Here is a 16,884-nt window from a genome sequence, read left to right on the forward strand (position 1 = left end):
GTAGTGAGATTGCACTTAGCTGATACCTTTCATGCTAGAAGCTGCGCAAACGTAGGACAACGCTACTTTAGTGCTATAAGCGCCTGTGTACATTATGTTGCGCTAAAACATTGAGGTACGACGTCATCTGGATGGCTAATTGACAGAATAAGCTATTGAGGTTTTGTGATGCCCGCCAGTTGTGCTAAATTTGCCGGCTTATAACAAAACTACATCCGCTTCCAGGGTGGTTTTGGCCGTCATAAATGTTATTTTTCAGCGTTTTAATAGCTTATTACGCTCTGTATGGCATAAAGCGGCATAATCAGTGTGCTAACCCTGATGGTTGTAGCACCGGATAAAGTCTTACGTTGAGGATACTTTATGTCAGCTTCTGACAATAACACTGCCGATAACGGCAAACGTGGTTGGTTTACCCGTTTTCTTGATACGGTAGAGTGGTTTGGTAACCTGTTGCCACACCCTGTTACCTTGTTTGCGATGTTTGCTGTAGCCGTGGTGCTGGGCAGCGGTATAGCAGCATACTTTGACGTTAGCGCGATAGACCCGCGGCCGGAAGGTACCGCAGGGCGCGCGGCAGATGGCGTGATCCGCGTGGTTAATCTGGTCAGTGTCGATGGCCTGCAGCGCATTGTGTCTAACCTGGTAACTAACTTTACCAGCTTTCCGCCACTGGGTGTGGTGCTGGTAGCCTTACTGGGTGTGAGTATTGCCGAACACTCCGGGCTGATTTCTGCCGCGATGCGTGGCCTGGTAATGGGCGCGTCTAAGCGTATGGTTACAGTGACTATCGTGTTTGCCGGTATTATTTCTAATACGGCATCTGAGCTGGGTTATGTGGTGTTAATACCGATGGCGGCTGTGATTTTTCACTCATTGGGGCGCCATCCGCTGGCGGGTTTAGCTGCCGCTTTTGCCGGGGTATCCGGTGGTTATAGTGCTAACCTGTTTATAGGCACTGTTGACCCCTTGCTGGCCGGTTTTACCCAGTCGGCGGCCAATTTAATTGACCCAAATTACACCGTCGGGCCAGAAGCTAACTGGTTTTTTATGATCGCCAGCACCTTTTTTATTGCTGCACTGGGCGCTTTTGTTACTGAAAAAATAGTAGAGCCGAAACTGGGCAAATATGATGTGCGTGAGGCGGCGATTGAACTGGGCGAGCCGCAACTGGATAAACTGACCGCTGCGGAAAAACGCGGCTTAAAAGCAGCAGGGTTGGCGTTTGTTGCGCTGGGCATTTTATTAGCACTCAGCGTGGTGCCGCAGTGGGGGCCATTACGCCACCCGCAAACCGGCTTAGTTGCCGGTTCGCCGTTCTTGCAGGGCATAGTAGTATTTATTTTTATCAGCTTTGCGATACCGGGTTATATCTACGGCCGTATTGTTGGCACGATGAAAACCGACCGCGATGTAATTAATGCTATGGCAAAAAGCATCAGCTCGATGGGGCTTTATATCGTACTGGTGTTTTTCGCGGCCCAGTTTGTTGCCTTTTTTGGCTGGTCGAATCTGGGGTCTATTCTGGCAGTAAAAGGTGCAACCTTGCTGCAGGATATTGGCCTGACCGGCCCGATGCTGTTTGTGTTTTTTATTGGTATGTGCGCGCTGGTGAACTTATCACTGGGCTCTGCATCGGCGCAGTGGGCAATTTTTGCACCTATTTTTGTGCCTATGCTGATGATCGTTGGCTACTCGCCTGAGGTGATTCAGGCGGCTTACCGGATAGGTGATTCTGTTACCAACCTTATCACGCCGATGATGAGTTACTTTGGTTTAATACTGGCGGTAGCGGCACGCTATAAGAAAGATTTAGGTATCGGCACGCTGATTGCCACCATGTTGCCCTACACCATGGTGTTTTTTGTTGGCTGGGTCATCCTGTTTTATCTGTGGGTGTTTGCATTTGGCCTGCCGGTGGGGCCGGGCTCACCAACCTATTATAACTTTGGATAGAGTACCGAAAAAATAGTTGAGGCTGTTGCAAACTGCATAGCCTCTCTATTTAGTTAGAATATTACATAGGGTGAATTTAGGGTGTTGTTTTATAATTGTTTTTTCTGTATCTCGGTTAATATTTTGACATTGCGGTTCAGATCCTCAATGGCAATTTGGTTCGACTCCATAATTCGTAACATACGACGAACCCTGCTGCCAATTAAATAGATAAAGACAGGTAGCAGCACCCACAATATAGCTGCTGCAAAGGTTACGATGAGACCGATAAATCCGTCATAGTTGGGTACCATAATAAAAGCTCCTTTAGAATTCCATATGTTATATTTTTACTAATTTGTAATTGAAAGTGTGAATGTGCATAATTTTAATTGTTGCATGTTTTTTTCTAGTGTGCAATGATAGAGTCTCTGTATTCATAAGGATTAAATCATAGATTTAGTGAAAAAAATTATAAGGTTGTTTTCTTAATGATCAAGGAGGGTTTTAGTGTTAAAAAATATTTTCTTCATGATTATACTGATAATAGGGATTATGAATACTGCTTTTGCCTCGATAGCAAAGATTACCTCATGTAACCCATGTGGTGAAGCTGGCAGAGAGTATGCAGCTAAATCAGTATTTAATTGGAACGAATCAGGTATAGTATATGTAGTTGATTTGTACACGCGTGAGGGGAGGAAATATAACGTTTATATAGACTATGTTATAGAAGGACCAGACCAATTTCCTATTCATAAAACAAATTTAATTCCCTTGAACCCTGCTGAGCAGGCAGCGTTTAGCGATATTTTTTCTCTGTATGATAGTATCAAGTTAGCTCTTCAGAACAACACCTATGCTAATAATGGTGTGATGTCTTCTATTCTTCAAGGAAGTGTAGATCCATTTAATCTAGGAACAGTTCAAGTTATATATCCAGAAATTACTGTGCATGACTTTTTATCTAGTAGCCAGATGCGAAATAATATGTTTGAGTCTCATATCGCATCAGGGGTATATAATATTACCGGAATAGCAAATAGGATTACAGATGTTTTGACACTAGGGGCTTTACACCTTAAAGATATAAAGTTCGGTTATCGACTTGAGTTTCCTGATGGTTCATCAATTTTGGTGTACCCGAGCCTATCTTCCAAAACGCTACATGTTGCTGAGAATACAGCAAGGGATGCGGATAATAACACTGTGCCAACCAATCGTAATATGATAACCGGTTCATATCAGTTTTCTAATCCAGAAAGCTATCAAAGTATGAGACAGTACCTGGAGACTATGTTTGGTGTATCAGTATTTAATAATATGACATGCACTTCTTATGTTATGATATGCTCATTTTCTGGTACAACTTTAACATGCACAGTCCCTAGATGTGCATATTAGTTGTACTAATCAGTTAAACATATAGAATCTCCGCATATATTAAGACAAGATTTTTAAAAATCTTGTCTTAATATTTTAACCAATAACAGCCGTAGATTCACGCACCAGCAGCTCAGGAATAAATACTGGCTGTTTGTCTGACAGCATCTTGCTGGCATTAGGCTTAGCATGGCGGAATAACAACTCTGCCGCTTGCTGCGCTATGGTAACGTTGGGCTGATGTGCCGTAGTTAAAGGCGGCCAGGTTTGGCGCGAAAACGGGCTGTTTTCAAAACCGGCAATGGCCAGTTGCTGCGGAATAGCAATATTCATCAGCCGGGCACTGAATAAGGCGCCAGCAGCAATTTCATCATTACAGGCAAAAATAGCACTGGGTTTTTTGCTCAGGTTCATCAGCTGTTTTGCGCCTTTTACCCCCGATTCAAATGAGTAACTGCCCGGTACAATAAACTTAGGGTTAGGGGTAATACCGCGTTTAGTCAGCGCGGCCTGATAACCGGCTAAGCGCTCGCCGCTTGAACTGTGTTCTTCGTCACCACATAAAAAGGCGATATCAGTGTGGCCCAGTTCCAGCAGATGGTTAGTAATTTTAAAGGCGGCGGTAAAATCGTCTACCAGCACACAGTTACTTAACTTAGGTGACGGGGTAGAGCCAGAGATAATCCTGACAAAATGCACGCCGATTTTTTCCAGTGCTTCGGCAATATGCGGCATTTCAGAAAACGGCGGTGTCAGCACCAGGCCGGCTAAACGAGATTGCTGCACCAGATCTATCACTTCCTGCACTATATCTGGTGATTTGGCGTTGGTGGGGTGAATAAGCAGTTCATAGCCGTGCTTACGGCACGCATCAAGTAAACCGCGTTGCATATCAATTACATAATAGGCATTAGGGTTGTCGTAGATATAGCCAATGCTAAAAGAGCGGTTACTGGCCAGATTACGGGCGGCGGCATTAGGCTGATATTGTAGCGCAGTAATAGCGGCCATCACTTTGTCATAGGTGTCTTTTCGCACCGACGGCTCATTGTTCATTACCCGGGATACGGTTTTAATGGATACCCCAGCATGGCTGGCAACATCATTAATGGTTACTTTCATGGTTTATCCCACGGTTTTACTGCGTTAAGGCTGCCTATTATATCGCCATTTGCAATAATGTTTAGTATAGAAATGACAGCGCTGGTCATCTATTAGATCAAATTAAACTAATGGATACCTCTTTTTTAGCTAAACGGCAAATGTTAATTGCTCTTGCGCTAAGTTCTATACTGCCTTAGCGGGCTATATACTGTTTTAACTTTATGAATTAGTTTTAAAAACTTTCCTTGCCGCGCTACTTATTTTGCTAATAGATTTTTGCTGTAGCAAAGAGGCGGCTAAATAAGCAAATAGCGTGTTGTGGGTAATATGGTTAAATTTTCGTCGTATTAGGTTTGCAAAGGCAAATTTTTTTGTGTATGTTCATTTCCAATGACAGCGTTGTCATTAAGTGTCCGGGATGAAGTAAAACAGTAAAATTAAAACAGGAACGGGAGAAGCATATGCAGCACAATAAAATTAATAAATGTGCCTTAGCAGTGAAGCTCAGCTTGTTGGTAGGAAGTGCCGCATTAACAATGCCAGCATTTGCCGCCGATCAGGTTGAAGCAACAGAACAGGTCGAAGTTATAGAAATCCGCGGTATACGCGCCTCACAAGAGGCTAACTTAAACGCCAAGCGTTACTCAAATGCCGTGGTAGATGTGGTTACGGCAGAAGATATTGGCAAATTCCCTGATAAAAACGTCGCTGAGTCGTTGTCACGTATTACCGGTGTAGGTGTAAGCCGTGAGTTTGGTGAAGGTGAAAAAATTACTGTACGCGGTGCCAGTTCATCTACTAACCGTACTTTGCTTAATGGCCAGACAGTAGCAACAGCAGACTGGTTTATTCTGGATAATCCAGGCCGTAGCTTTAACTACACTATGCTGCCCTCAGCACTGGTGTCTGATTTAGAAGTATATAAATCTCCGCTTGCCAGTATTGATGAAGGCTCGATTGGTGGTACGGTTATTCTGCGTACGCGCAAACCGCTGTCGATGGATGCTAATTCAGTCAATATTTCTCTGGAAGGGCAGTATTCAGAAGCATCAGAGAAGTGGGACCCTCAGATCTCCGGCCTGTATTCATGGAAAAATGATGACGATAGTTTCGGTATTCTGGTGTCGGCTATTAAACAGGATCGTAAAGTTGTTCGTGAAGGCATTGAAGTTCTGGGTTGGCCAACTAACCCGGATTTAGATGCAAAAGTACCAAGCCATATTGGTGTGCCACGTTTTGAGCAAGACCGTGAACGCGAAACGTTGTTTTTGTCGTTGCAGGCCAGACCAAATGACAATTTGGATATGGTGCTGAACGTACTGGATTCTAAAGTAGATGCCAACAACCAGAATCAGAACTGGCTGATTTTTGTCAACAACAACGCAGCAGCGTTGACAAATACTGTTATCGAAAATGGCAGTATAGTGGCTGGTGAAGTAGCAACAGGTGGTACTGCGGCATATAACTTTATTAACCGCGTATCTTCAACGGAAACCCGTTCTATAGACTTCGATCTGACTTATAGCGCAGAAACGTTTGAGTTACACACTCAGGTAGGTCATACCAAAGCCAAAGGTGGTACTTATCGCGAAACATCATGGGAGTATGGTACTCCGGCAGATATTACCGGTTACACCTTTGATTTGCGTGGTGGTAAACCATCGGCGTCAACTACGGTAGATGCGTCTGATCCTACTCAGTTCCGTCCGGGTTGGATTTGGGGCGGCGAAAAGCCTACAACCGATGAAGAAACCTATGGCCAGCTCGATTTTACTATTCCGGTACAAAAGGGCGCGTTTTCTGCAGTAAAAACCGGTGTTAAATACCGCGCGGCGGAGCGTACTCAGGACCGCATTGCTTACAGCTGGCATGGCCCACAAACCATGACGGGAAATGAGGATGTTGCAGGCAGTTACCTGGACCATATTTTTGCCAGCTGTTACGATTTAGCCCAATGCGGCCTGTTCAGCGGCACCGTTAATATTGATGCTGTAGTAAATGGCAATATGACACAGCAACTGGCACATAACCGTGCAGTTATGGAACAAATTGCCTTTGAAGGGCTGAATGGTGTGCCGGCAGATTACGCTAAATCACTTAATTTGCCGGAAATTTGGAGCGTTGAAGAGAATATTTTAGCGCTTTATGTGCAAGGTGATTTTGAAGGTGAAGGCTTCCGCGGTAATGTTGGTGTTCGCTATGTTGATACCCAGCAAACCTCAGGTGGTTATGAATTCTCCGGCGATTCATGGGGCTTGCAGACTATAGATCGTGAATGGCTAACGCCAGAGTACCTGGCTTGGGTTGAAACAGATAACGATTACAGTGAAGTGCTGCCCAGCCTGAATATAGCTTTTGATTTATCAGATGATCAGATCTTGCGTTTTGGTGCTGCGCGCGTGATGGCGCGGCAAGATTGGAATAATATTTCGTCATCTATTACCTATGGTTCACTTGATGTCGCCCAGCCAACCGGCAGTGCCAGCAACCCGATGTTAATGCCACAAATTGCTGATCAGTTTGATATATCCTGGGAATGGTACTTTGATGCATCAGCCTTGTTTGCCGTAACCTACTTCCATAAAGATGTAAAAAGTTACCGCAGCTTCTCAACCTTTGTGGATGAACGTTATTGGGAAGAGGGCGAAGAGTGGGTTGATGTTACTTTTACCCGCCCTCAAAATGGCCCTGGCGGCAAGACAGATGGTTTTGAAGTGAGTTATCAGCAGGCCTTTGGCGATTTTGGTGTCAGTGCCAACTACACCTATACCAATGCTAAACGTGATGAGGCGCGCGATCTGGCTTCGCCGGGATCAGGTCTGGTTGAAGGGACTTCCAGACATATGGCCAACGCCAGCGTGTACTATGAAACGGATAAAATTGCTGCCCGTTTAATGTATAACTACCGTACCGAATGGTACAAAGGTCTGCATTATAACGGTGATGAGTTATGGAATGACAGCTATGGGCAATTGGATGCCAGCTTAAGTTATAACCTGACCGACAATATTACCCTTTCCCTGGAAGCGGTTAACCTGACCAATGAGGAAGTTGTTGAATACAATACAGATAAAGCACGGTTGTTTTCTATCTATGAAAATGGTCGCCGTTTTGTTGCCGGTGTTCGCATGAACTTCTAATTAGCTAAATGTTGACCGTAAAGCCAAAGGTTGGTACTGCTTAGCAGTACCAACCTTTATATTTTCAGCCACTGAGTGGAGACAATTATATGAAAGATGTTACCCAGTGGCATAACGTCGATGAAGCCTTGTTCCGGCAGAAGATTGTTCCGTTGCACCAGCCGGCAGTATTACGTCAGGCAGTAAAACACTGGCCTGCAGTGCAGGCCGCTTTGCAATCAGATATGCAGTTACAGCAGTATTTTGCCGCACTGGATAACAGAGCTGAAGTGAATACTGTACTGGCTCATCCCGATAGTGGCGGGCGTTTAAGTTATAACGATACGCTGACAGGGTTTAACTTTGAGCGGCAAAAAGCCCCGGTTACTGCGGTTATCAATGAGCTGCGCAAAATTAATGGTAAAAAAGATGCTTTGCATATAGCTGTACAAAGTGCGCGGACTGACGCCTGTTTACCGGATTTTCGCCGGTTAAATACGATGCCTTTACTGGCAGCTGATATTTGCCCCCGGATCTGGGTAGGAAACCGCATAATAGTGCCAGCGCATTTTGATAATGCAGATAATCTGGCCTGTGTTGTGGCAGGTTCACGCCGTTTTACCTTATTTCCACCAGAGCAGGTCAGCAATTTATATATCGGCCCGCTGGATTATACTCCGGCCGGAGCGCCCATCAGTATGGTTGATATGTTAAAACCGGATTTTGTCGCATACCCTAAATTTAAAGCGGCGCTTGAGCATGCTCAATTCGCTGAGCTTGAACCCGGCGATGTACTGTATATACCTACCTTGTGGTGGCATCATGTGGAATCACTGTCTGCAGTTAATATTCTGATCAATTACTGGTGGGGTGGCTCATTGGGGGATGATGCAAATCAGGCATCACCGTTTGACAGCCTGTTGCACACCTTAATGACGATAAGACAGCTGCCACCTGAGCAGCGGCAGCACTGGCAGGCGCTATTTAATCATTTCGCATTTCATGCTGATGGTAACCCGGTGGCACATTTAGCTGAAGCACAACAAGGTATTGCCGGTGAACTGCCGAACAAGCGTGACGCAAACATTAAAGATTGGCTGATAACACAGTTAAAAACTATGTAAGTAGTGAAGTGTTTTGGTATTGATCCCATTGTTGACTTAGCGCATGATAACAGCGCACTGCTGGTGGCGTTCAAAGTAGACGACTTATAACAACATCTTTGCCATCAGTACTTCTCAAATCCATGAACAGAATAAAGAGCAGTTTATGACTTCAACACCTAAGATTGTGCCGTTAAATAAAGAACAGCACGCCGCAACTAAAATCAATAATAACAACGCGTTTTCTCATATCAGCAGCGAGCATTTATTACCGGTAGTGGTACACGAATTTGTTGTGGCCGGTGCTGAGTTCCCCATTGTATTTGTAAAAGCCAACGATACTTTCCAGCCGGTAGCTATGCTGGGCCTGGCTGCGCAGCAAAACCTGTTTATGCAAAATGACCAATGGCAGGCGCTGTATGTACCGCGTGCGGCACGCAATTATCCGCTGGTGCTGGTAAAAGATAAGCCGGATGGCGATCGCCTGATGGTAGGGCTGGATGAAAGTTCTGAGCGTGTTGGCCAGGCTGAAGGTCATGCCTTGTTTAACGACGATGGCAGCGAAAGCGAGTTTTTAACCCAGCGTAAGCAGCAAATGGCTGAATATGTTGATATGGGCATGATTACCCGTAACTTTGTAGAAAAATTACAAAGCCTGGAACTGATTAAAGAACAGGTATTAACGCTGACAATTAAAGGTGAAGAACGCCGTATTAACGGTATTTACCTGATTGACGAGCCAAAACTGAACGAACTGAGCGATGAAGTTTTCCTTGAGCTGCGTAAAAACGGTTACTTAACCGCGATTTATGCCCAGCTGATGTCGCTGCAGCATACACAGAAACTGGTCAAGAAAATCGCTGACGCCAGTTAAGTAATAAAGCTAATGGCTTGATGCTGTTAGCTTTATTCTTGGTGTTATCTGAAAGCCAGCTAGCTTAGGTTAGCTGGCTTTTTTATGTTCAGGGCACAAGCCCGGGAATTACCGTGCGGCTTACGGTATTGCCCAGGCGGCTACGCAGCCAAAGTGTAGCCGGTTGTGCTGGCGCGGCTTCGGGGCAGGGTTGCCAGTTCTGGCCCTGATCGGTGCTGCACTCGGTGGTTAAAAACGGCAGCGCAGTATTGACCTGCAGTTGCTCAGCACTGAGTTTTACGCCCGGTGGTGGCAGGTAAAAACTGCTGTTATTGGCAGCCAACCGACCCAGCTCAACCTGGCTTAACCGCAAAGCAAACCGCTGCCAGTCCTGGCTACGCTGGATGCTGTTATTATTGGCCTCCCAGCTGGCTTTATGCCAGGCACGTTCTGCCAAAGCCAGCAGGCGGGGGTAGATCATTTGCTCCAGTTGCTCTGCTGTGCGTATGGTTTCGCTCCATACCTGGCCCTGAACACCCAGGATATTTTCTGCCTGCTTCAGTGCCGGCATTTCGCGGCCAACCAGAGCTTCTAAATCGGTAATCAGGGCGCCGCTGCGCGTAGTGTCGGCATTGGCGTATAAATTGTCTGGCATAAAGCCAAACACCTTGTCGATACTGCTAAAGCGGGTTGCCCAGTAATAACCGCGCTCGGCCGGGTTGGCTTCGTGCGGGTGATCAAAATACAAATGGGTGCCGGGCGACAGGATCACCTGATAACCACTATTAGCCAGCCGGTAAGCGCGATCACCCACGCCCCATTCCCAGATGTTGTCCCAGGCGTTGGCGATTACCCGTTCGTTAGCAAACTGGCTGCGGTTAAAGGTATTTTGCCGGTCGTACATTAAGCCGTCTTCCCAGCCTGCCAGTGCAAGGCCGCGCTGTTGGGTAATATCCGCCAGCCGGCTGACAAAATACGGTTTTAAATCGGCTACGCCTGTTACGCCATTGTCCGGATCGCTAAACAGTTGCTGGCAGGCGGCAGAACCCAACCAGGAACCTTCTGCAACTTCATCACCGCCCATATGAAAAATATTCAGTTTAATACCGGCCTGGCGGTACATTTGTTGTAGCTCATACACCACTTTGTCGACAAAGGCATAGGTTGAGGGCAGACAGACATTAGCTGAATTGTCGTTGTAGTTTTGCACGCTAAGGTAACTGGAGCTGTCGTTCGGGTCAGACAACAAATACTGGCTGGCGGCCTGTGGTTGGCCTGCGGCTGTTAAACGGTTATAGCGCGCTTTCATGGCCACAATAGCGGCCCTGGCGTGGCCTGGCAGGTCAATTTCCGGGATGACTTCAATATGGCGCTCTGCGGCGTATTGCAAAATTTCAATAAAATCGGCCGTGCTGTAATAACCATTACCAGAGCCATCGGCGTGTGGCCCGGTACCCAGTTGGGTAAGCAGGCAGCGCTGTTCGGTTAAATCAAAGCAACGCCTGGCACCAATATCAGTCAGCTCCGGCAGGCCGGGAATTTCCAGCCGCCAGCCTTCGTCTTCTGTCAGGTGCAGGTGCAACTTGTTTAGTTTGTAGCGCGCCATATTATCAATTAGCCGCAGAGTCACCTCTTTGCCATGAAAATTACGCGCCATATCGTAGTGCATACCGCGCCAGGTGGCGCGTGGCTGATCGGTTATTTTGCCTGCAGGCAGCAGCAGTTTGTTGTCTTGTTGTTGGAGCAGGGCCAGCAATGACTGCACAGCATAAAAGGCGCCGGCGTTGTCTTTGCCGGTAATGCTGATAGCTTTATCGCTGATATCAAGCTGATAGCCTTCTGCATTAACGGCTAAGCTGCTATCAATTTGTAGCGTAATCACGCTGGTTTTTTTATCTGCTGCAGCGCTGCTGCCAGAAAGCGCTAAACCCATTTGCTGCAATTGTTGCTGCAGGTATTTTGCTTCTTGTGTCAGGCGGCCACTAAAATGAATCTGCCAGCTTGCATCAAGCATGATACGGCGCTTACCAAATTCCGCCCGCAGTGGCGTAGGTATAATACGGGTGCTGACATCATCGCTTATGCGGGTGCTGTTTAGCTGCGCGTTGTGGCTAAAACGCAAAGCTGCGTCTACCACCGGCACCTGGTCCGGCTCGCCCAAACTGCGTAGTTGCTGCTGTGGTGTGTTAAGCGGCAACACAAACTGGCTGAAATCTTCAGTATCAGTATTGGCAAAAACTTCTGCCTGCAGCTTAGCAAAGGCAATAAAAGCGCGTGGCATAAAATCACTGTAGCTTACCATCCAGGGGGCAGATTCAAATGCCAGTGTAAATTGCTGGGCAGGCTTAAGGCCGGCAAAACCCGCTATTGGGCGGATACGGTGCAGGTCGCCCTGTACGTGTTCAATTTGCAAGCCCTGTTGCTGCGCAGGTTCTATGCGGCGGATCAAATGAAAGTAAATTTGCCAGTCTGCTTCGCCGGCAGGCAGGGCATGCGCAGAGTTATTCTGCAGGGTAATAGCGGCGCTAAAACGTGAAGGTGCATGCAGCTGGTTTGACTGCACACTAAATTGCAGGGTGCTGTTTTGGGCAAATTCTGCCAGTTGTTGCTGGGTCCATGCCGCCGATGCCGGAGCAGTGACCAGCAGCAGTAAAAATATCATAACGCGCATAAAAAATTCCCCTGTTATGGCGGGTGCTATGCCAACTGCACCGGCTTGTTATTTTAGTATGTTAACAAACAACTTAGATCTCTTATGTAAATTTATGATTATATTGTTAATTTTAAATTTATTGCGGTCAGTGGCGTAAAATGCCAGTCTGTTTTTCAAACAAGACACTTGTTATTTGTCAGATTTATTATATGCTGATTTTTAAAAATGACAACGCTGTCAATTTGCTTGGCTGACAAACAGCAAGTGATAGCAGACAGCCACAGTGATGACAGCCAGAGGCATCAACACAACTTGCAATGAGGTTATCAGGATGAGTACAGCGCTGAAGGCCGATACGCCTTTATATTTAGGAATAGACGGTGGTGGCAGTAAATGCCGCGCTGTTATTGTATCGTCAGATCAGCAAATTCTGGGTGAAGGCTTATCCGGCCCGGCTAACCCGTTGCGCGGTATGAAAGTGGCCACAGACTCTATTTTAACGGCCACCCAGCAGGCGCTTACCGTTGCCGGCCTGGCATTTAATGATATGTCGCGTTTAATTGCCGGTGCCGGTTTGGCTGGTGTCAATCTGCCGCAGTATTACCGGCTTTTTTCTGCCTGGCAGCATCCGTTTAAAACACTGCATCTTACCAGTGACTTGCATATCGCCTGTATGGGGGCGCATCAGGGGCTTGATGGTGCAGTAATTATTGTTGGTACCGGTTCTTGTGGCCTGGCAGAAGTAAACGGCCAGTTGATAGAAGTGGGCGGCCATGGTTTTCCTTATGGCGACAATGGCAGTGGTGCCTGGTTTGGTATGCAACTGCTGCATAAGGTATTACTAAGCCTGGATCAGCTGGCACCGCCTACGCAAATGACAACCTTGCTGCTACAAGAGCTGGCCGCCAGCAACAGTATTGAAGTGGTGTCGCATTTTATGCAGGCAACGCCAACCACTTATGCCAAATATGCGCCTTTAGTGTTTACTGCGGCAGAAGCCGGCGATGCGACGGCAATACAGCTGGTGCGCCAGGGCGCAGAGTTTATCAGTGCTATTGCCGACAGGTTACTAAGCATAGCGCCGCCCAGATTATCTTTTATCGGCGGTTTGGCGCATAAACTGCTGCCGTATCTGCCAGAACATATTCAGCAACAGGTTACACCGGCATTACAACCGCCGGAACTCGGTGCAGTGTGGTTTGCCCGTCAGCGCAGCCAGCTGCCATCTTCCGTTATGTCGTTATAGGTAAGAAGTAAAAATGAGCAACAGTATTATGGCTCTGGAAGCCACAGAAGCGCCACAACGTATTGCCGAGCAACTGGCAGCCAACGCCGCTATCGTGCAGCAGGTGGTAGAACACATCCGCCAGCGCGCGCCCAAATTTGTTTATATGGTGGGCCGTGGATCTTCTGATCATGCCGGGGTGTTTGCCAAATATTTAATTGAAATAGAAGTCGGCCTGCCAGTAGCGGCGGCCGCGCCATCGATAGCCAGTGTGTACAACAAATCGTTGCAGCTGGCCGACGCGCTGGTGCTGGTTATTTCACAATCGGGCCGCAGCCCGGACATTCTGGCCCAGGTTGATATGGCCAAACGCAGCGGCGCTATGGTGGTGGCATTGGTAAACGATACCACCTCGCCGCTGGCTGAACTGGCGCATTACACCTTGCCGCTGCATGTCGGCGCCGAAAAAGCCGTGGCCGCAACCAAAAGCTACCTGGCTACCTTAAGTGCTATTTTACAGCTGGTGTCGGTATGGTCGGGTAACACTGCACTGCAACAAGCCGTGCAGCAATTGCCGCAAAGTTTGCAGGCAGCTATCGAATTACCACAGCAGTTAACAGCACAGGCGTTACAGAATGTGGCGCATCTGGTGGTATTAGGCCGTGGCCTGGGCTATGCCATTTCGCGTGAAATTGCGCTAAAGCTAAAGGAAGTTTGCGGGATTCATGCCGAAGCTTTCTCCAGTGCTGAGTTTTTACATGGCCCGGTGACACTGGTAAAAAATCAGTTTGCTATTGTTGATGTCACTATAGAAGATGAGAGTTTAAGTGCGCACCGCAGCCAGATAGAAGATGTGCGCAGCCGGGGAGCTGCCATAGTGCAGCTGCATCACCGAGGTGTAAACGCCGATGCGCGGGTGTTGCCCTTACTGGTATTACAGCGCTTTTATCTGGATGTTGAAGTGGTGGCGCGCAGCAGAGGCATTAACCCCGACGCACCGCCGGGCCTGAATAAAGTAACCAAAACGGTATAACCCAACCTAAGGGTAATAAGTACATGCAGCAGTTAAGTGTCAGCCGCCTGTTTGACGGCGAAAAGTGGTTTGATAATGTCAGTGTCGTAATTAAAGACGGCATTATTCAGGCAGTAACACCGGCAACAGGCGCTGTACAGCCGGGGTTACTGGTGCCTGGCTTTATTGATGTTCAGGTTAACGGTGGCGGCGGGGCTTTATTTAATACCGCCCCCAGCCGGCAGACCTTGCGCACTATGCTGCAGGCACATGCCCGTTTTGGTACCACGGCTATGCTGCCCACGGTAATTACCGACAGCGTGAGTGTTATGCAGCAGGCAGCCGATACTATTGGCGGCGCTATTGCCGATGCCGAGCCCGGGATTATTGGCGTGCATTTTGAAGGGCCGCATTTATCGGTGCCGAAAAAAGGCGTGCATCCGCAGCAGCATATCCGGCAATTAAGCGAGGCCGAACTGGCAATATATGGCCGTACTGATCTGGGCATTAAGCTGGTAACAGTAGCGCCGGAAAATATCAGCCCGCAGCAAATACAGCAGTTGGTCGCGCTGAATGTGATTGTTTGTCTTGGCCATTCCAATGCCGACGCTGCTACCGTGCAAGCAGCATTGGCAGCAGGGGCTACAGGTTTTACCCATCTTTATAATGCCATGTCGCCGCTGACCTCGCGTGAGCCGGGTATGGTGGGGGTAGCGCTGGCAGATGCCAACAGCTGGTGCGGCGTCATTTTTGACGGCTATCATATGCACCCGGTGGCTGCCAAAGTGGCGCTGGCCGCCAAACCGAAGGGCAAACTGATGATCGTCACCGATGCCATGTCACCGGTTGGCACTTCAGATAGCGAATTTGCTTTTTTTGACGGCAAAGTGATCCGCGATGGCAACAAACTGACCAATGAAGCTGGTGCGCTGGCAGGCTCGGTACTGGATATGGCCGCTGCCGTGCAGTATGCCGTGGAACAGCTTGATGTTAGTGCTGCAGAAGCCCTACGCATGGCGTCATTGTATCCGGCGCAGTTTTTGGCACAGCACAACAAAGGCCGGATAGTGGCCGGGGCGCAGGCAGATTTAGTATTACTGAATAATAACTGGCAGGTGCAGGCTAACTGGATTAACGGTAAGCCGGTATTTGCTGCCGAATAGCATAATAATAAAAGCGGGGAACAAATATGGAAATGACAGCTGAGCAGGCAAAAAAGCGCAGCAGCATATTGCCAATGATCATAGTGGCGATGCTGTTCTTTGTACTGGGGTTTGCTACCTGGCTTAATGGCTCGTTAATGCCTTATCTGAAGCAGATGTTATTACTCACACCGTTTCAGGCATCGCTGGTGTTGTTTTCATTTTATATCGCCGTAACCTTTACCGCCTTGCCCTCTGCCTGGCTTATCCGCAAAGTAGGTTATAAAAATGGTATGGCGCTGGGGATGGCTACCATGATGCTGGCCGGCCTGCTGTATATTCCGGCAGCTCAAACCCAGACCTTTGCGTTATTTTTGTTGGCGCAGCTGGTTATTGGTACCGGCCAGACCTTGTTGCAAACCGCAGTAAACCCTTATGTGGTTAAAATTGGCCCGGAAGAAACTGCTGCTGTGCGTATCAGCATTATGGGTATTTTGAATAAAACAGCCGGGGTAGTAGCGCCTATTGTGTTTACTGCTCTTATCGCCAGCAGCTTTGTTGCGCCAGTTGGCACTGAACTCAGTGCAGAACAAATTGACGCTATGGCGGCAAGTTTAGTGTTGCCTTATCTTGGGCTTGCCGCCTTTTTAGGCTTGCTGGCCCTGGCGGTGAAGTTTTCACCGTTACCGGAGCTGGAAAAAGAAAGCGCGGAAGGTAACAAAGCCGGCCAGATAAAAGCCGCATTGGCAAGGCCCAGCCTGGCACTGGGTGTGCTGGCGCTATTTGTTTATGTTGCTGTGGAAGTGATCGCCGGTGACACCATAGGCCTGTTTGCGTTATCGCTGGGGGTGGAGCGTTATACCGTAATGACGTCCTATACCATGGGTTGTATGGTACTGGGCTATATTCTGGGAATAGTGCTGATCCCAAGAGTGCTGTCGCAGCAGGCGGCGCTGGCGGTATCGGCAGTGTTGGGCGTAGCGCTTACGCTGGCAATAGTGTTGGGTGATACGTCCTCCTATGTTATTGCCAATACGCTGTTGGTGCCTTTTGGTGGTACAGCGTTACCGGACACCTTGCTGCTTATTGCAGTATTGGGGCTAGCTAATGCTATTGTCTGGCCGGCAGTATGGCCTTTGGCGTTATCTGGTTTGGGTTCACTTACCAGCATCGGCTCGGCGTTGCTGATTATGGGCATTGCCGGTGGCGCTTTTGGCCCACTGTTCTGGGGGTTGGCCAGCAGCAGCGCGCTGGGGCAACAGGGCGCTTATATTGTTATGCTGCCCTGTTACCTGTTTATTCTGTTTTATGCGCTTAAAGGCCACAAATTAACCAGCTGGCGCTAGAGCCAGCCC

Annotated in this window: 12 protein-coding genes; 9 read left to right on the forward strand and 3 right to left on the reverse strand. The window is 48.0% G+C overall.

Annotated elements, in window-relative coordinates; genetic code table 11:
* Window positions 1–363: 363 nt before the first annotated feature.
* Window positions 364–1,956 carry an AbgT family transporter gene (locus BLW68_RS01390; protein WP_092789402.1) on the forward strand — a complete coding sequence of 531 codons (1,593 nt, stop codon included), beginning with the start codon at window positions 364–366 and terminating at the stop codon, window positions 1,954–1,956.
* Between the two features lie 89 nt (window positions 1,957–2,045).
* Here the strand turns inward: BLW68_RS01390 and BLW68_RS01395 are convergent, their stop codons facing one another.
* Window positions 2,046–2,249, reverse strand: coding sequence for a hypothetical protein (locus BLW68_RS01395; RefSeq protein ID WP_092789404.1), 204 nt, complete (start codon window positions 2,247–2,249; stop codon window positions 2,046–2,048).
* 196 nt (window positions 2,250–2,445) lie between these two features.
* Here BLW68_RS01395 and BLW68_RS01400 point away from each other — a divergent pair, with 196 nt between their 5' ends.
* The gene (locus BLW68_RS01400) at window positions 2,446–3,339 is read left to right on the forward strand and encodes a hypothetical protein (protein ID WP_092789406.1); all 894 of its coding nucleotides are present in this window, start codon (window positions 2,446–2,448) and stop codon (window positions 3,337–3,339) included.
* Between the two features lie 75 nt (window positions 3,340–3,414).
* Here BLW68_RS01400 and BLW68_RS01405 read toward each other — a convergent pair whose 3' ends face one another.
* The gene (locus BLW68_RS01405; RefSeq protein ID WP_092789408.1) at window positions 3,415–4,440 is read right to left on the reverse strand and encodes a LacI family DNA-binding transcriptional regulator; all 1,026 of its coding nucleotides are present in this window, start codon (window positions 4,438–4,440) and stop codon (window positions 3,415–3,417) included.
* A 443-nt stretch (window positions 4,441–4,883) separates the two neighbouring features.
* Here BLW68_RS01405 and BLW68_RS01410 point away from each other — a divergent pair, with 443 nt between their 5' ends.
* The 3 genes from BLW68_RS01410 to BLW68_RS01420 all read left to right on the forward strand — a co-directional run bounded on the left by BLW68_RS01410 (window position 4,884) and on the right by BLW68_RS01420 (window position 9,518).
* Window positions 4,884–7,562 (forward strand): TonB-dependent receptor, encoded by a 2,679-nt coding sequence (locus tag BLW68_RS01410; protein WP_092789410.1) that lies wholly within the window; start codon window positions 4,884–4,886, stop codon window positions 7,560–7,562.
* An 89-nt stretch (window positions 7,563–7,651) separates the two neighbouring features.
* Window positions 7,652–8,665 carry a cupin-like domain-containing protein gene (locus BLW68_RS01415; protein ID WP_092789412.1) on the forward strand — a complete coding sequence of 338 codons (1,014 nt, stop codon included), beginning with the start codon at window positions 7,652–7,654 and terminating at the stop codon, window positions 8,663–8,665.
* Between the two features lie 145 nt (window positions 8,666–8,810).
* Window positions 8,811–9,518: a SapC family protein gene (locus BLW68_RS01420; protein ID WP_092789414.1), complete on the forward strand. Its 708-nt coding sequence runs from the start codon at window positions 8,811–8,813 to the stop codon at window positions 9,516–9,518.
* A gap of 88 nt (window positions 9,519–9,606) precedes the next feature.
* Here BLW68_RS01420 and BLW68_RS01425 read toward each other — a convergent pair whose 3' ends face one another.
* Window positions 9,607–12,168, reverse strand: a complete 2,562-nt coding sequence (locus BLW68_RS01425) for a family 20 glycosylhydrolase (RefSeq protein ID WP_092789416.1) — start codon at window positions 12,166–12,168, stop codon at window positions 9,607–9,609.
* A gap of 313 nt (window positions 12,169–12,481) precedes the next feature.
* Between BLW68_RS01425 and nagK the strand changes: the two genes are divergently transcribed.
* The 4 genes from nagK to nagP are packed head-to-tail and all read left to right on the forward strand — an operon-like array spanning window position 12,482 to window position 16,875.
* Entirely contained in the window at window positions 12,482–13,396 is a 915-nt protein-coding gene (gene nagK / locus BLW68_RS01430) for an N-acetylglucosamine kinase (RefSeq protein WP_092789418.1), read from the forward strand.
* Window positions 13,397–13,409: 13 nt separating this feature from the next.
* A complete protein-coding gene (gene nagB-II, locus BLW68_RS01435; RefSeq protein WP_092789420.1) occupies window positions 13,410–14,408 on the forward strand; it encodes a glucosamine-6-phosphate deaminase NagB-II in 999 nt (332 codons plus the stop codon).
* Between the two features lie 23 nt (window positions 14,409–14,431).
* Window positions 14,432–15,550: an N-acetylglucosamine-6-phosphate deacetylase gene (gene nagA / locus BLW68_RS01440; protein ID WP_092789423.1), complete on the forward strand. Its 1,119-nt coding sequence runs from the start codon at window positions 14,432–14,434 to the stop codon at window positions 15,548–15,550.
* Between the two features lie 26 nt (window positions 15,551–15,576).
* The gene (nagP, locus tag BLW68_RS01445; protein WP_218141273.1) at window positions 15,577–16,875 is read left to right on the forward strand and encodes an N-acetylglucosamine MFS transporter NagP; all 1,299 of its coding nucleotides are present in this window, start codon (window positions 15,577–15,579) and stop codon (window positions 16,873–16,875) included.
* The last annotated feature ends 9 nt before the right edge of the window (window positions 16,876–16,884 follow it).

Origin of the sequence: Rheinheimera pacifica, assembly GCF_900108485.1 — a bacterium.
Taxonomy (GTDB): domain Bacteria; phylum Pseudomonadota; class Gammaproteobacteria; order Enterobacterales; family Alteromonadaceae; genus Alishewanella; species Alishewanella pacifica.

Bases quoted from the DNA above. Each gene is read 5' to 3' on its own strand.
- BLW68_RS01390 (WP_092789402.1), top strand. From the start codon at position 364: ATGTCAGCTTCTGACAATAACACTGCCGATAACGGCAAACGTGGTTGG.
- BLW68_RS01395 (WP_092789404.1), bottom strand. From the start codon at position 2,249: ATGGTACCCAACTATGACGGATTTATCGGTCTCATCGTAACCTTTGCA.
- BLW68_RS01405 (WP_092789408.1), bottom strand. From the start codon at position 4,440: ATGAAAGTAACCATTAATGATGTTGCCAGCCATGCTGGGGTATCCATT.
- BLW68_RS01410 (WP_092789410.1), top strand. From the start codon at position 4,884: ATGCAGCACAATAAAATTAATAAATGTGCCTTAGCAGTGAAGCTCAGC.
- BLW68_RS01415 (WP_092789412.1), top strand. From the start codon at position 7,652: ATGAAAGATGTTACCCAGTGGCATAACGTCGATGAAGCCTTGTTCCGG.
- BLW68_RS01420 (WP_092789414.1), top strand. From the start codon at position 8,811: ATGACTTCAACACCTAAGATTGTGCCGTTAAATAAAGAACAGCACGCC.
- BLW68_RS01425 (WP_092789416.1), bottom strand. From the start codon at position 12,168: ATGCGCGTTATGATATTTTTACTGCTGCTGGTCACTGCTCCGGCATCG.
- nagK (WP_092789418.1), top strand. From the start codon at position 12,482: ATGAGTACAGCGCTGAAGGCCGATACGCCTTTATATTTAGGAATAGAC.
- nagB-II (WP_092789420.1), top strand. From the start codon at position 13,410: ATGAGCAACAGTATTATGGCTCTGGAAGCCACAGAAGCGCCACAACGT.
- nagA (WP_092789423.1), top strand. From the start codon at position 14,432: ATGCAGCAGTTAAGTGTCAGCCGCCTGTTTGACGGCGAAAAGTGGTTT.
- nagP (WP_218141273.1), top strand. From the start codon at position 15,577: ATGGAAATGACAGCTGAGCAGGCAAAAAAGCGCAGCAGCATATTGCCA.